Here is a 13,603-nt window from a genome sequence, read left to right as displayed (position 1 = left end):
CCGGCCCGCCCGTCCGCACCGTCGGCCGCGCCGGGGTCGTCACTGGTCGGCCGCTGCGGGTTCCGCGTACGGGCGCGTACGACAGCCCGCGCGGCGGAGCCGCAGATCGAAACAGGAACGCGTTCTAGCCGATGGCCCATGTATAGCCCAATCCCCATGCACTGGGAAGACCGCTGACGGTATGTCAGATCTCTCTCGCGACCCCCGGGACAAATGTCACCGGTCCCGTCATGACAACCACATCTGCCCAGCTCACCGGTGACTTCCGTAACCTCGGACCATGTCTGCCAGAACGTCGAACGCGGAAGATGCCTCGGACTTCGAGCGCCGCAAGCCGCCCGGCCCGCGTGCCTTCCTGCCCTGGCTCTTCATGCTCACCGGGGATGTCCAGGACCTGATCCGGGGGAAGACCCCGCTGCCGTGGCTCGGCGCCCTCGGGATGGCGGCATTCTGCGCGCTGTACGCCACCACGGTCTATGCGGGCCTCGACAAGCGGCGCCGCCCCACCAGGCGCTGCCTCGTCTCCCTCACCGGGCTGGCCGCCCTCACCTACGCCCTGTCCATCGGCTACGCCGGCAACTGGCTGCTCTGCTTCCCGCTGCTGTCGCTGGCCACCGGCATCGTGGTCCGCCGCCGCCAGTTGGGGCCGCTGCTGCTGGCGTACTCGGCCTCCGCCGGGATCATCTCCGGCTGGCGCGGCGGCGCGGACGACGCGCTGATCGTCGGCTACGGAACGATAATGTCCGGCCTGGTGACGGCGGCGATCCTGTCGCTCTTCGACACCGTCGCCGAACTCCGCGCGACCCGCCAGGAGCTGGCCCGCACCGCCGTCGAGAAGGAGCGGCTGCGCTTCTCCCGCGATCTGCACGATCTGCTGGGCCACACCATGTCGGTCGTGGTGGTCAAGGCCGAGGCCGTACGCCGCCTCGCCCCGCGCGACCTGGACGCCGCGCTGGGCCAGGCCGCCGACATCGAGGCCGTCGGCCGCCAGGCCCTCACCGAGATCCGGGAGGCCGTCACCGGCTACCGCGAGGGCAGCCTGGCGACTGAGCTGGACCGGGCCCGTTCGCTGCTCGACGCCTCGGGCATCGACGCCGTCGTCCGCCGGTCGGGGCCGCCGCTGCCCCCGCAGACCGAGGCGCTGCTGGGCTGGGTGGTACGCGAGGGGGTCACCAATGTGGTCCGGCACAGCGGGGCCGGCCGGTGCGAGATCGAGGTCCGTCAGGAGGCCGATCAGGTGCGTCTGGAGATCGTCGACGACGGGAACGGCGTAGGCTCCCGTTCCGCCGGTAAGGCCGTCGGTAAGGCCGTCCCCGCCGGACGGGGAGGTACGGGGCTCAAGGGCCTGGCCGAGCGGCTCGCCGCGGCGGGCGGCTCGCTGGAGACCGGCCCGGCCGGGCGCCGTGGCTTCCGGCTCGCGGCGGCACTGCCGGTGGATGGCGGCGACGGGATGGAGGATCCGATGGACGTCAAGGGGGTCCGTACGGCGTGATCAAGCTACTGCTCGCCGAGGACCAGGGCATGATGCGGGGCGCGCTGGCCCTGCTGCTCGGTCTGGAGCCGGACTTCGAGATCGTCGCGCAGGTCGGCGAGGGCGACAAGATCGTGCCCCGCGCGCTCGAGACGCGGCCGGACGTGGCTCTCCTCGACATCGAACTGCCGGGCCTCAGCGGTCTGGACGCCGCCGCCGCGCTGCGCCAGGAGCTCCCCGGCTGCCATGTGCTGATCCTGACCACCTTCGGCCGCCCCGGCTATCTGCGCCGCGCGATGGAGGCCGGGGCCTCCGGGTTCCTGGTCAAGGACGGCCCGGTCGAGGAGCTGGCCGTCGCGGTCCGCCGGGTGCTCGCGGGCGAGCGGGTCATCGACCCGGGCCTGGCCGCGGCCGCGCTGAGCGCGGGCCCCAACCCGCTGACGCCGCGCGAGCGGGACGTGCTGACGGCGGCGGTGGACGGGGCGACCGTCGCCGACATCGCCGTCAAGGTCCATCTGTCCCCCGCCACCGTCCGCAACTACCTGTCCTCGGCCATCGGCAAGACCCAGACCCGCAACCGCATGGAGGCGGTGCGGGCGGCGCGCCAGAACGGCTGGTTGTGACGGCTGGTTGTGACGGCGGGCGGCCCCGCGGCGCGCCCCGGGGCGCCCCGAGGCGCGCCCGCCCCCGTCACTTGTCCTACTTCTTCGTCGAAGCCGCCCGCCGCTTCTTCTCCTGCTCCTTCTTCTGGAATGCCGGATCCTTCTTCAGGGCATCAAACCGCAAGGGGGGCCCGATCCGCGTCCCCTTCCCCGCGCCGTCGAAGAGCTCGATGAAGTCGTCCGATACCCCGTAGCCCGGGCGCTCGCTCACGATCCAGCGGACGTCGGTGCCCTTCACCGGGACCACCTTCGGCTCGTCGGTCGTACCGCCCTTCCAGTGGACCACCACGCGCTCCACCTTCGGGTCCAGCCACGCCATGCCCACCGGACCGGCCTCGGCGCCCTGGTGCTGGTACGAGCCGCCCAGCAGCGTCTCCCCCTTGACGGGCTTCGGCGACACCCAGTCCGACATCGAACGCGGCTTCCCCGTGCCCTCGGTCACCCGGGTGGAGAACCAGGTCACGCCGATGCGCAGGGTCTTCGGGTACTTCCCCTCCCACTTGCCGTCCAGCAGCGGGTAGGCGTCCCCTCGTTCCATCGCCAGGTCGTACTGGCGATGCGCCTCCTCCTTGTTCCGGGCCGGTCCGTACACGGTGACCGAGACCTGCCACCGCTTCCCGTCGACCTTCCCCTTGCCCACGACGGTCGTGACCGGCTGAAGCGCGCCCGGCGCCGGTGCCGACGCGGCGGCGGCCGTCGCCGTCCCTCCCTCGCCGGAGTCGCCGAACTGCCCGAGGCCCACCCCTCCGGCCACCAGCAGCGCCGTGACCGCCAGGGCGGTGGCCCCCACCCGGCGGCGTGCCCTGCGCCGGCGGCCGGCGCGGACCACGTCCGGGCAGGGCGCGGGGCCGATGGTCACCTCGTCCGCGATCGTGCCCAGCCGATCCGTCAGTTCACCTGCTTCCCGGTCCGGATCCCCCGCGTACTCGGGCTCCGCGTACCACGACTCCCTGTTCATCGCACCTCCCCGTGACCCGCGGTCACGTCTTCGCGCGCCAGCGCGGCCCGCAGCTTCGCCAGCCCCTTCGCCGCCTGACTCTTGACCGTTCCGACCGAGCAGCCCATGGCGACCGCCACCTGTGACTCGCTGAGGTCCTCCCAGTACCGCAGCACCACGGCCTGACGCTGCCGGGGCGGGAGCCCGGCCAGGGCGTGGCGCAGCATCTCCCGGTCGTCGGCCAGGGTGATCCGGTCCCGGTCGGGCGTCTGCCGGCCGTCGGTGTCGCCCGGGGAGAGGGTCAGGAGCTCCTTCAGCTTTCTGCGGTGCCGCCGCGCGTGCTCGTTGACGAGGACGCGGCGTACGTAGGCGTCCGGCTCGTCCGCGGCGCGGACCCGCCGCCATGCGACATAGACCCGGACCAGGGCCGACTGGACCAGGTCCTCGGCCGTGTGCTGCTCACCGCAGAGCAGATACGCGGTGCGCACCAGCCGCGGCCATCGCGTGGTGACGAACTCCCGGAACTCCTCGTCCCGGTTCGCCGTCGTGTCCCCCATGGGCACCTCCTCGACCTACGGAGTCCACGGAGGCGGCGAACCGTTGCCCGGCCGCGGAAGAATTCTCAGGCGCGGCGGCGCGGGAGGGCCACGGTCATCAGGACCACGGCGGCCGCGATGATGCCCGAGGCGACGGTGAACGCATGACTGTACCCGGCCGCCAGCGCCACCGGGCCCGGCCCGTCCCCGCTGCCGTCCCCGCCGCCGTCACTGCCGCCCTCGGTGGCGGAGATGCGCTCGGCGGCGATCGTGGTCAGCACGGTCAGGCCGAGCGCACCGCCGATCTGACGGCTGGTGTTGACCAGGCCCGCCACCAGCCCGGCCTCGGACGGCTCGGCGCCCGAGGTGGCGGCCGTGGCCAGCGGGGTCATCATCAGGCCGGAGCCCAGCGACATGACGATCGCGGGGCCCAGGACCGTACCGACGAAGGTGCCGTCGGCGTCCATCCGGCTCTGCCAGGCGTAGCCGACGACGGCCAGGATCCCGCCGGTCATCGCCAGCGCCTTGCCGCTGAACACCGCCATCAGCCGGGGCGCGAGCTTGGAGCCGAGGACGATGGACAGGGTGTGCGGGAGGAAGGCGAGACCGGCCTCGATGGGGCTGAAGTGCAGCACGTTCTGCAGGTAAAGGGACATGAAGTACCACATCGCGAACATGCCGCCGCCGCACACCAGCATCACCGCGTTCGCCGCCCAGACCGTTCTGATACGGAACAGCCCGAGCGGCATCAGCGGGGCCCGGGTGCGCGCCTCGACGGCGACGAAGACGCCGAGCAGCGCCAAGCCGCCGAGCAGCGGTACGAGCGAGGCGGCGGCGGCCCAGCCGTGCCGCTCGGTCTGCACGATGCCGTACGCGAGCGACGAGACCCCCGCCGTGACGAGGACGGCGCCAGGTACGTCGAGCCGGCGCCCGGCCACTGCCCGGCTCTCGACCAGCCACACCGCCGCGGCGACCAGCACCAGCGCGCCCACAGGCACATTGACCAGCAGCACCCAGCGCCAGGAGAGACAGTCGGTGAGCAGCCCGCCGACCAGCCCGCCCGCGGCGCCGCCGCCCGCGCCGACCGCGGTCCAGGTGCCGATGGCCCGGGTACGGGCCGCGCCGCCCGGGAAGGTGGTGGTGAGGATGGTGAGGGTGGCCGGGGAAAGTACGGCCGCGCCCAGGCCCTGGGCGGCCCGGGCCGCGACCAGTTGCCAGGGCTCCCGGGCGAGCCCGCCCGCCAGACTGGCGGCGGTGAACAGGCCGAGGCCGACGAGGAAGGCGCGCTTGCGCCCGAAGAGATCGGCGACCCGGCCGCCGAGCAGCAGGAATCCGGCGAAGGTGAGCGCGTAGGCGTTGACCACCCACTGCAGGGCGGTCTCGCCGAGCCCGAGGTCCGTACGTATCGACGGCAGCGCGACATTGACCACGGACACGTCGAGGACGACCAGGAACTGGCCCGCGCACGCGGCCAGGAGCACCGCCCAGGCCGGTGGGGTGACGCGTGCCGCGGCGGACGAGTGACCTGTGGTGGAGGGGGTGTGGGCGGGCATGGCCGTGATGCTGGCACCGAGCCATGCACAGTGCATCGTATTTTTGTCGTACCTATGCAGGTCGTTGGGCGTAGGGCTCGCATGGCAGGCGCATCTGCACGGGCACAAGCCGGGGCACGCGCCTGCTTACGCCGGGTCGCGGGGCAGCCCCAGCATCCGCTCCGCGACGACGTTCAGCTGCACCTGCGTCGTACCACCCGCGATGGTCAGACAGCGGGACATCAGAAAGCCGTGCAGCGCCCGCTCCCCCGCGCCCTCGCGCACCGCGCCCGCCGGGCCCAGCAGTTCCAGGGCCAGCTCGGCGACCTTCTGCTGGTGCGCGGTCTGGATCAGCTTGCGGACGCTCGCCCCCGCCCCCGGCTCCACACCGGACACCTGCCGCAAGGTGGTGCGCAGCCCCAGGCAGGCCAACGCGTGCGCCTCGGCCATCAGCGCCCCGACCCGCTCCCGCACCCAGTCGTCGGCACCGGACTCGTCCGCGGCGTCGGCCGTGCGCGCGATCAGGGCCTCCAGGCCGGTGTCGAAGGTCAGCTGGTCGGCCATGTGGACGCGTTCGTTGCCGAGCGTGTTGCGGGCCACCGCCCAGCCGCCGTCCACCTCGCCCACCACCGCGTCGTGCGGCAGCAGGACATCGTCCAGATAGACCTCGTTGAACAGCGCCTCCCCGGTGATCTCCCGCAGCGGACGGATGTCGATCCCGGCGGTCCGCTCCATGTCGACGAGGAAGTACGTGAGCCCCTTGTGCTTGGGCGCCCGGGGGTTCGTACGGGCCAGCAGGATGCCGTGGTGCGCCCGCCGCGCCCCCGACGTCCACACCTTCTGCCCGCTGACCCGCCACCCCTCCTCGGTCCGCTCGGCCTTCGTGCGCAGCGCCGCCAGGTCGGACCCCGCCTCCGGCTCGGAGAACAGCTGGCACCAGCGCAGTTCGCCGCGGAGCGTCGGCAGCAGATAGCGGTCCCGCTGCTGCGGCGTCCCGTACGCGATGAGCGAGGGCACCACCCAGGTGGCCACCCCCAGATCGCTGAGGACCACCCCCGCGTCGGTCAGCTCCCGCTGCACCGCGAGCTGTTGTACGGGGCCGGCGCCGAGCCCGTACGGGGGCGGCAGATGCGGGGCGGCGTGGCCGGTGGGCGCGAGGGCGCGGCGGGCGGCGGCGGGGTCAAGACCGCGCGCCGCCTCGATCGCGGCGCGCCCCCGCGTCCGGTACCGCTCGTACTCCCGGCGGACCTCCCCCTCGGCCGGAAGCTCCAGCCGCAGCTCACGCCGCGCGCCCGCGGCGGCGAGCCGGGCGGCCCGCAGCCGCTGCGCGCCGCCCGCGCCGAGCAGCGCGCGGGCGGCGGTCGCGCGGCGGAGGTGGAGGTGGGCGTCGTGCTCCCAGGTGAAGCCGATGCCGCCGAGGATCTGGACGCAGTCCTTGGCGCAGCTGTGGGCGGCGTCGAGCGCGGTGGCGGCGGCGAGCGCGGCGGTCAGGGCGAGCGGGTTCCGCTGCGCGTGTGTGGCGGCCTCGGCGTCTGTCGTGGGCTTCGCGTGTGTCGGCTCCTCGCCCGCCGCGCGGGCCGCGTCCCAGGTCAGGGCGCGCGCCTGCTCGACGCGTACGAGCATGTCGGCGCACAGGTGCTTGACGGCTTGGAACTGGCCGATGGGCCGCCCGAACTGCTCGCGCGTCTTCGCGTGCGCCACCGCGGTGTCCAGGGCCCACGCCGCCGTCCCGCACGCCTCGGCCGCGAAGAGCACCGCGGCCAGGTCCCGCACCAGCCCCGGGTCCACGGCGAGCTCCCGGTCGGCGCGGACGGCCGTACGCAAGGCCCGCACCTCGGCCGCGAGGCGGGTCGGGTCGGCGCTGTCGTGGGCGCGGATCTCCAGGTCGCGGGCGTCGACGGCGAACCACGCCGTGCCGCCGTCGGCGGTCGTGGCGGCCAGGACGACAAGGTCGGCGTCGGCCGCGCCGAGCACCGGCGGCGCGCATCCGTCCAGCACCCAGCCCCGCGCCGGGTCGGTCGGCGCCGCGTCGCCCGGCACCGGGTCGGTCGGCGCCGCGTCGCCCGGCGCCGCGGGGGTGGCGGTGAGCGACCCGGCGCCCAGGGCGACCGCGCCGATGCGCGTACCCCCGGCGAGCGCGGCGGTCAACTCGCCCTGCCCCGCCCGCGCCAGCACCGCCGAGGCCAGTACGGTCGGCAGATACGGCCCGGGGAGCACCGCCCGCCCGGTCTCCTCCAGGACGACGGCGAGGTCTAGCAGCCCGCCGCCGCCCCCTCCGTACGCCTCCGGCAGATGCGGCCCGAGCAGCCCCTGCGCGGCCAGCCCGTCCCAGTAGGCGGGCCGCCCCGAACCACCCGCGGGGGCGTCCAGCAGCTTGCGCACCTCCTCGGGTGGCACGGCCCGAGCGGTCCACCCTCGTACCGCGCGTGCCAGTTCCCGCTGGTCTTCCGTGATGGCGATGCCCATGAAACGCCTCTCTCGGATCTCGGAACTCTCGGCCCTGCTCGCATCCAATCTGACGGATAGTCAGAAGTGAGGGAAGACCGGTGGCCCCGAGAAGAGCGGCGCGGCGCCGTACGGCACCATGGCCGGGTGACCCAGCCTGCCTCCGCCCCCGCCGGAACCCCCGCCGCGACCTCCGACGCCGCGACCCCCGACGCCGCCACGCTCGCCGCCTTCCAGGCCGCGAAGGGCTTCATGCCCGTGGACGAGGGCGTCGCCCTGTACGCCGCCGCCGTCGAAGCGGCCACCGCGCTGCGGCTGCCGCTCCTGGAGGTCGGCACGTACTGCGGCCGCTCCACGATCCTGCTGGCCGCCGCCGCCCGCGCGGCGGGCACGGTCGCGGTCACCGTCGATCACCACCGTGGCTCGGAGGAGCAGCAGCCCGGCTGGGAGTACCACGACCCGGAGGTCGTCGACCCCGAGGTCGGCCTGATGGACACCCTGCCGACCTTCCGCCGCACCCTCCACGCCGCCGGCCTCGAAGACCATGTGATCGCCGTCGTCGGCCGGTCACCGCGGGTCGCGGCCGTATGGGGCGGGCCGGTGGGCCTGGTGTTCATCGACGGCGGGCACACCGACGAGCACGCGACGGCCGACTACGAGGGCTGGACCCCGCATCTGGCCCCCGGCGGGCTCCTGGTGATCCACGACGTGTTCCCCGACCCGGCCGACGGCGGCCAGGCCCCGTACCGCGTCTACCGCCGCGCGCTCGCCTCCGGCGCCTTCACCGAGCTGTCCGTGACCGGATCGCTACGCGTCCTGCGCCGCGCCGCCGCGTAGCGTGTCCCGCTGATCTCTCCCCCTGCTCCCCTGCCCACGCCCACCGCCCACCGCCTACCGCCCCAGCGCGACCGCCCACCAGACCCGCCCGCGCCCGCCACTGCCGCACGGCTACCATCGCCCGAGTGTCGAACGGAAGCTTTCCCCCAAGCCCCGGCCGCCGCGGCGGCACCCTGGCGGTTGTGCTGACCGCCCTGGTGCCCGCCTGTCTCGCCGGCTGGCTGATCTGGGATTCCATGGGCGACCCGAAGAGCAGCGGCGGCACCAGCTCCCTGCCGACCGCCGACAGCACCTCGATCGCCCCGCCCGTAAGCGGTGGCCCGTCGAGCGGGGCCACCAGTCGTCCGAAGGACGACTCCGGCCGGCCGCTCACCGGCAAGGTCGTGGTCATCGACCCCGGCCACAATCCACACAACCGCGATCACCCCTCCGCGATCGCCCGCAGTGTCGACATCGGTACGACGAAGAAGGAGTGTGACACCACGGGCACGGCCACCAACTCCGGCTACTCCGAGGCGTCCTTCACCCTCGACGTCTCACGCCGCGTGCGCACCCTGCTCCAAGACCGGGGCGCCAAGGTCGTCTTCACCCAGGACGGCGACCGGGCGTACGGGCCGTGCGTGGACGAGCGGGCGGAGATCGGCAACAAGGCGCACGCCGACGCGGCCGTCTCCGTGCACGCGGACGGCGCGGCGGCCGGGCAGCGCGGCTTCCATGTCATCCTGCCCGCCTCCGTACGCGGCGGTGGGGCCGACACCTCGGCGATCACCGGCCCGTCCCACCGACTCGGCACCCGGCTGGTCACGGAATTCAGCGAGGCGACCGGAGCGAAGCCCGCCAACTACATCGGCGACGGCACCGGCCTGAAGGTGCGCGATGACCTCGGCGGACTCAACCTCTCGACGGTTCCTAAGGTGTTCATCGAGTGTGGCAATATGCGTGACTCGAAGGACGCCGCACAACTGACCGACGCGGCGTGGCGGGAGCGTGCCGCACGGGGGATCGCACAGGGCATTACGGACTTCTTGAACCGATAACGCAACAACTCCCCGAACAGCAGGTCACGACCGGGACACCGATCGGACACCCCTGCTCTTCGGCGAGAGATTCACCCGTACGATGGGGCACCACCCCCGACGCCTTCGCGCCACGCGCGCGGCGATTGCCGTCCGTACCGACGAAACCAACAAAGGACCACTACGTTGAACATCCGCTCCCTCACTCGAGGCGACGGCGTGGTGATCGGAGCAGCGGTGTTGCTGTTCATCGCCTCGTTCCTCGACTTCTACTCCGTCGACGGCTGCGGCTCGTACTGTGACAAGGTCGACATGCCGAACGCGTGGGACACGGACAAGCTTGGCATCATCCTGCCGTCGGTGTTCCTGGCCGGTCTGATCGGCGCGGGGCTTGTCATCGCCGGCCGCTTCCAGCCCGAGAGCCGCAAGATCAGCGGGCTCACCCTCGGCCAGTGGGGCAACGGCCTCGCGGTGGGCGCCGCCTGGGCCTCGCTCTGGACGCTGTTCCTCACGCCTGATGGCATGAGCATGAGCGTCGGTGCGATCCTCTCGCTGCTGGCCAGCCTCGCCCTGGCGGCGGGCGTCGTCCTGACCCCGCGCGTCCCCGCCCTGCAGGCCCCGCTCGCGGGCGCCGGCGGCCCGGCGGCGGTGCCCCCGTACGGCGCCGCCCCGCAGCCCGGTTACGGCTACCCGGGCCCGGGTGGCGCGCAGCCCGGCGCCCCGGCTCCGTACGGTGCCCAGCCCGGTCAGCCCGCCCCGCCGTTCGGCGCCCAGCCGGGCGCGGGTCAGCCGACCCCGCCGCCGGCCGCCGGCTCGGACTTCGCTCCGTTCTGGTTCGCGGTGCCGGTGGCCCGCCCGCTGTACGCGGAGGACGGCTCCTCCTCGACCATCGCCGAGCTGGCCCCCGGCACCTGGTACCTCGCGGTGGAGCAGCGCGGTCAGGCGCTGGTCGCCCAGACGCAGGACGGCCGTCGTGGCGTGCTGCAGGACACCACGGGGATCCAGCGCGGCTGACACCGCCCACGCGAGCCATACGCTCGGCCCCGGCTCGCTGATCACCACGACAACGGCCCCCCGCCCGTCCAAGGGCGAGGGGCCGTTGCCATTCCCGGGTCCGGCCCGTACAGTCCGCCGCACCACCACCTGACACACCGTCAGCCACCATGCGATACGGGACGGAGGGACGCCATGCGGCTCGGACTGGCGCTCGGCTACTGGGGCCGCGGCCCCGACCCCCGCCATCTGGAACTCGCCCGGCAGGCCGAGCGGTTCGGCTATCACTCCGTATGGACGGCCGAGTCCTGGGGTTCGGACGTCTTCACCCCGCTCACCTGGATCGCCGCCCACACCACCCGCGTCAAGCTGGGCACGGCCATCGCGCAGATGGCCGCCCGCACCCCCACCGCCACCGCGATGCACGCCCTCACCCTCGACCACCTCTCCGGCGGCCGGATGATGCTCGGCCTCGGGCTGTCGGGACCCCAGGTCGTCGAGGGCTGGTACGGGCGGCCGTTCCCGAAGAGCCCGCTGACCGCCACCCGCGAGTATGTGGAGGTCATCCGCCAGGTGCTGCGCCGCCAGGCCCCGGTGCGGCTGGACGGGCGCTTCCATCCGCACCCGTACACCGGGCCGGACGCCACCGGCCTCGGCAAGCCGCTCAAGCCGATCGTCCACCCGCTCCGGCCCGACCTGCCCGTACTCCTCGGCGCGGAGGGCCCCAAGAACATCGCGCAGACGGTGCGGATCGCGGACGGCTGGCTGCCGCTGTACTGGTCGCCGGGGCGCACGGAGCTGTACGAGGCGGCGCTCGCCGACGCACCCGAGGGGTTCATGGTGGCGCCCATGGCCCAGGCCCGGGTCTGCACGGACGTCGCCGAGGGGCTGCTGCCGGTCAAGGCGATGCTCGGCTTCTACATCGGGGGCATGGGCCACGCGGCCCGTAACTTCCACGCCGATCTGATGGGGCGCATGGGCTACGAGGCGGAGGCGCGCCGGGTCCAGGAGCTCTTCCTCGCGGGCCGCCGCACGGAGGCGGTCCAGGCGGTGCCGGATGCCTTCGCGGACGAGATCTCGCTGGTCGGGCCGCGCGAGCGGATCGCGGAGCGGCTGGAGCTGTGGCGCAAGGGCCCGGTGACCGACCTGCTGGTGACCGCGCCCGACCCGGAGACGCTGCGGACGCTGGCCGATCTCAACGGCTGAGGCCCGCAGCGGCACTCCGTACAGCGCGAAAGGCCCAACCCTCAAGCCGCTACGCGCAGCAGTCCGAGTCCAGCCCGCGCGGCAGCCGCTCCCCGCCGAAGACCGCCATGGTCGCCTCGTCCCCGCCGAGCACCGCCACCGCCAGCAGCAGCGAGCCCGCGGTCCAGGTGGTGCGCTCCTCCGGCCAGACCGCGTCGTCCTCGAAGACGTAGCCCGTCCAGTACATCCCGTCCTCCTCCGCGCGCAGCGGGGACTGGATCCAGCGCAGTATGTCCACCGCCCGGTCGGACTCCCCCATCGCCCAGAGCGCGAGGGCGAGTTCACAGCTCTCGCCGCCGGTGATCCAGGGGTTGGTGGACAGACAGCGCACGCCCAGGCCGGGGACGACGAAGCGGTCCCAGTCCGCCTCGATGCGCTCTTTGGCCCCGGCGCCGGTGAGGGCGCCGCCGAGCACCGGGTAGTACCAGTCCATCGAGTAGTGGTCCTTGTTGAGGAACCGCTCGGGGTGGTGGCGGATGGCGTGCCCCAGCAGCCCGGCCGACAGCTCCCAGTCCGGCTGGGGCTCCTCGCGGTGCTCGGCGATGGCCAGGGCACAGCGCAGCGCCTGGTAGACGGAGGAGGAGCCGGTGAGCAGGGCGTCGGTGAGCGCGGTGCCGTCGGCCTCGCGCCGCCAGCCGATCTGTCCGCCGGGCTGCTGCAGGCCGAGGACGAATTCGACGGCGGCGTAGACGGTCGGCCAGAAGCGGTCCAGGAAGGCGTCGTCGCCGGTGGACAGGTAGTGGTGCCAGACGCCGACGGCGACGTACGCGCAGAAGTTGGACTCCCGGCCGGGGTCGGTGGGGTGCGCGGTGTCGACCCCGGTCGCGGTGTCGGGGTAGGCGGCGCACCAGGAGCCGTCGGGGTTCTGGTGGCGGGCCAGCCACTCGTACGCGGCCTCGGCGCGCTCCCGCTCGCCCGCCGCGTCGAGTGCCATCGCGGCCTCGATGTGGTCCCAGGGGTCGAGGTGGTGGCCGCGGAACCACGGGATGGCTCCGTCGTCGCGCTGTACGGCGGCGATGCCCGCCACCGTCCGCGTGGCCTGTTCCGCGGTCAACACGCCGGGCAGGACGAGGCGTTCGGTGCGGCCGGGCCCGGGGCCGAAGGCCGTCACGCCTCCCCCTGGGAACCCTGCGAGGGGGTGTGCGGCTTGGTCGCGTACGCCACGAAGCTCTTGCCGATGACCGGGTTGAGGGCCCGCTCGGCGACCCGGGTGGCCAGCGGCTTCTTCATGATGTCCCACACCAGCAGCTTGTGGTACGCCCGGACGGGCAGGGCCTTGTCGTTGTCCACCCCGAAGGCGCACTTGAGCCACCAGTAGGGGCTGTGCAGCGCGTGGGCGTGGTGGGTGCCGTACGGGCGCAGGCCGGCCTCGCGCATCTTGGCGAGGAGTTCATCGGCGCGGTAGATGCGGATATGGCCGCCCTCGACCTCGTGGTACGCGTCGGACAGCGTCCAGCAGACCTTCTCAGGTCCGTAGCGCGGCACGGTGACCGCGATCCGGCCGCCAGGGCGCAGCACCCGCACCATCTCGGCCAGCACGCCCTTGTCGTCGGGGATGTGCTCCATCACCTCGGAGATGATGACGACGTCGAAGCTGTCGTCGGGGAAGGGCAGGGCCAGTGCGTCGCCCTCCATGGCGGTGGCCGTCGCGCCCGCGGGGGCCTCGCCCGCCTCCTTCATGGCGGCGAACCACTTGGCGACTTCCCGTATCTCCTCGCCGTTGCGGTCGAGGGCGACGACCCGCGCGCCGCGCCGGTAACACTCGAAGGCGTGCCGGCCGGCGCCGCAGCCCAGGTCGAGGACGCGATCGCCGGGGGCGAGCGGGAAGCGGGAGAAATCGACGGTCAGCACGGTGATCTGCCTTCTGATCAGGGGGGTTCCGGCGGGTCGGCGTACGGGGCGGGGCTGGGCGAGACGGGGCTGAGCTGA

General features: G+C 73.3%; 12 protein-coding genes. 6 read left to right on the top strand and 6 right to left on the bottom strand.

The genetic code is table 11. The features are described from left to right. The first annotated feature begins 280 nt into the window (after positions 1-280). Positions 281-1,492: a sensor histidine kinase gene (locus ACFV2X_RS39370; RefSeq protein WP_385626088.1), complete on the top strand. Its 1,212-nt coding sequence runs from the start codon at positions 281-283 to the stop codon at positions 1,490-1,492. Continuing rightward, positions 1,489-2,094, top strand: a complete 606-nt coding sequence (locus ACFV2X_RS39365) for a response regulator (RefSeq protein ID WP_385626087.1) — start codon at positions 1,489-1,491, stop codon at positions 2,092-2,094. Before ACFV2X_RS39370 ends, ACFV2X_RS39365 begins: the two co-directional genes overlap by 4 nt. 76 nt (positions 2,095-2,170) lie before the next feature. Here ACFV2X_RS39365 and ACFV2X_RS39360 read toward each other — a convergent pair whose 3' ends face one another. From ACFV2X_RS39360 to ACFV2X_RS39345, 4 genes are all read right to left on the bottom strand, one after another. Continuing rightward, entirely contained in the window at positions 2,171-3,091 is a 921-nt protein-coding gene (locus ACFV2X_RS39360; RefSeq protein WP_385626086.1) for a hypothetical protein, read from the bottom strand. Beyond that, positions 3,088-3,627, bottom strand: coding sequence for a SigE family RNA polymerase sigma factor (locus tag ACFV2X_RS39355; protein WP_385626085.1), 540 nt, complete (start codon positions 3,625-3,627; stop codon positions 3,088-3,090). Before ACFV2X_RS39355 ends, ACFV2X_RS39360 begins: the two co-directional genes overlap by 4 nt. Positions 3,628-3,692: 65 nt before the next feature. Then, complete coding sequence (locus tag ACFV2X_RS39350) at positions 3,693-5,159, bottom strand: MFS transporter (protein WP_385626084.1); 1,467 nt, start codon at positions 5,157-5,159, stop codon at positions 3,693-3,695. 126 nt (positions 5,160-5,285) lie between these two features. Next, positions 5,286-7,604 (bottom strand): acyl-CoA dehydrogenase, encoded by a 2,319-nt coding sequence (locus tag ACFV2X_RS39345; RefSeq protein WP_385626082.1) that lies wholly within the window; start codon positions 7,602-7,604, stop codon positions 5,286-5,288. 126 nt (positions 7,605-7,730) lie between these two features. Here ACFV2X_RS39345 and ACFV2X_RS39340 point away from each other — a divergent pair, with 126 nt between their 5' ends. The 4 genes from ACFV2X_RS39340 to ACFV2X_RS39325 all read left to right on the top strand — a co-directional run bounded on the left by ACFV2X_RS39340 (position 7,731) and on the right by ACFV2X_RS39325 (position 11,635). Continuing rightward, entirely contained in the window at positions 7,731-8,420 is a 690-nt protein-coding gene (locus ACFV2X_RS39340) for a class I SAM-dependent methyltransferase (protein ID WP_385626080.1), read from the top strand. A 125-nt stretch (positions 8,421-8,545) separates the two neighbouring features. Then, positions 8,546-9,457 (top strand): N-acetylmuramoyl-L-alanine amidase, encoded by a 912-nt coding sequence (locus tag ACFV2X_RS39335; RefSeq protein ID WP_385626078.1) that lies wholly within the window; start codon positions 8,546-8,548, stop codon positions 9,455-9,457. A gap of 165 nt (positions 9,458-9,622) precedes the next feature. Beyond that, positions 9,623-10,450, top strand: coding sequence for a hypothetical protein (locus tag ACFV2X_RS39330; protein WP_385626077.1), 828 nt, complete (start codon positions 9,623-9,625; stop codon positions 10,448-10,450). Between the two features lie 174 nt (positions 10,451-10,624). After that, a complete protein-coding gene (locus tag ACFV2X_RS39325; protein WP_385626076.1) occupies positions 10,625-11,635 on the top strand; it encodes an LLM class F420-dependent oxidoreductase in 1,011 nt (336 codons plus the stop codon). Between the two features lie 49 nt (positions 11,636-11,684). On the opposite strand, the gene ACFV2X_RS39320 is transcribed toward ACFV2X_RS39325, so the two are convergent. Together ACFV2X_RS39320 and ACFV2X_RS39315 are read right to left on the bottom strand one after the other, a co-directional pair. Beyond that, positions 11,685-12,785, bottom strand: a complete 1,101-nt coding sequence (locus ACFV2X_RS39320; protein WP_385626075.1) for a prenyltransferase — start codon at positions 12,783-12,785, stop codon at positions 11,685-11,687. After that, the gene (locus ACFV2X_RS39315) at positions 12,782-13,525 is read right to left on the bottom strand and encodes a methyltransferase domain-containing protein (protein ID WP_385626073.1); all 744 of its coding nucleotides are present in this window, start codon (positions 13,523-13,525) and stop codon (positions 12,782-12,784) included. The genes ACFV2X_RS39320 and ACFV2X_RS39315 overlap by 4 nt, the downstream gene beginning before the upstream one ends. Positions 13,526-13,603: the final 78 nt, after the last annotated feature.

Origin of the sequence: Streptomyces sp. NPDC059679 (assembly GCF_042734105.1) — a bacterium.
In the GTDB taxonomy this organism is placed as follows: Bacteria; Actinomycetota; Actinomycetes; order Streptomycetales; family Streptomycetaceae; genus Streptomyces.
The sequence above is the reverse complement of the archived record's forward strand: the minus strand, read 5'-3'. Positions and strand labels throughout refer to the sequence as shown.

What these genes read in the sequence shown, in the direction of transcription:
- ACFV2X_RS39350 (WP_385626084.1), bottom strand. Translation starts at nt 5,159, where the DNA reads ATGCCCGCCCACACCCCCTCCACCACAGGTCACTCGTCCGCCGCGGCA.
- ACFV2X_RS39355 (WP_385626085.1), bottom strand. Translation starts at nt 3,627, where the DNA reads ATGGGGGACACGACGGCGAACCGGGACGAGGAGTTCCGGGAGTTCGTC.
- ACFV2X_RS39345 (WP_385626082.1), bottom strand. Translation starts at nt 7,604, where the DNA reads ATGGGCATCGCCATCACGGAAGACCAGCGGGAACTGGCACGCGCGGTA.
- ACFV2X_RS39360 (WP_385626086.1), bottom strand. Translation starts at nt 3,091, where the DNA reads ATGAACAGGGAGTCGTGGTACGCGGAGCCCGAGTACGCGGGGGATCCG.
- ACFV2X_RS39370 (WP_385626088.1), top strand. Translation starts at nt 281, where the DNA reads ATGTCTGCCAGAACGTCGAACGCGGAAGATGCCTCGGACTTCGAGCGC.
- ACFV2X_RS39325 (WP_385626076.1), top strand. Translation starts at nt 10,625, where the DNA reads ATGCGGCTCGGACTGGCGCTCGGCTACTGGGGCCGCGGCCCCGACCCC.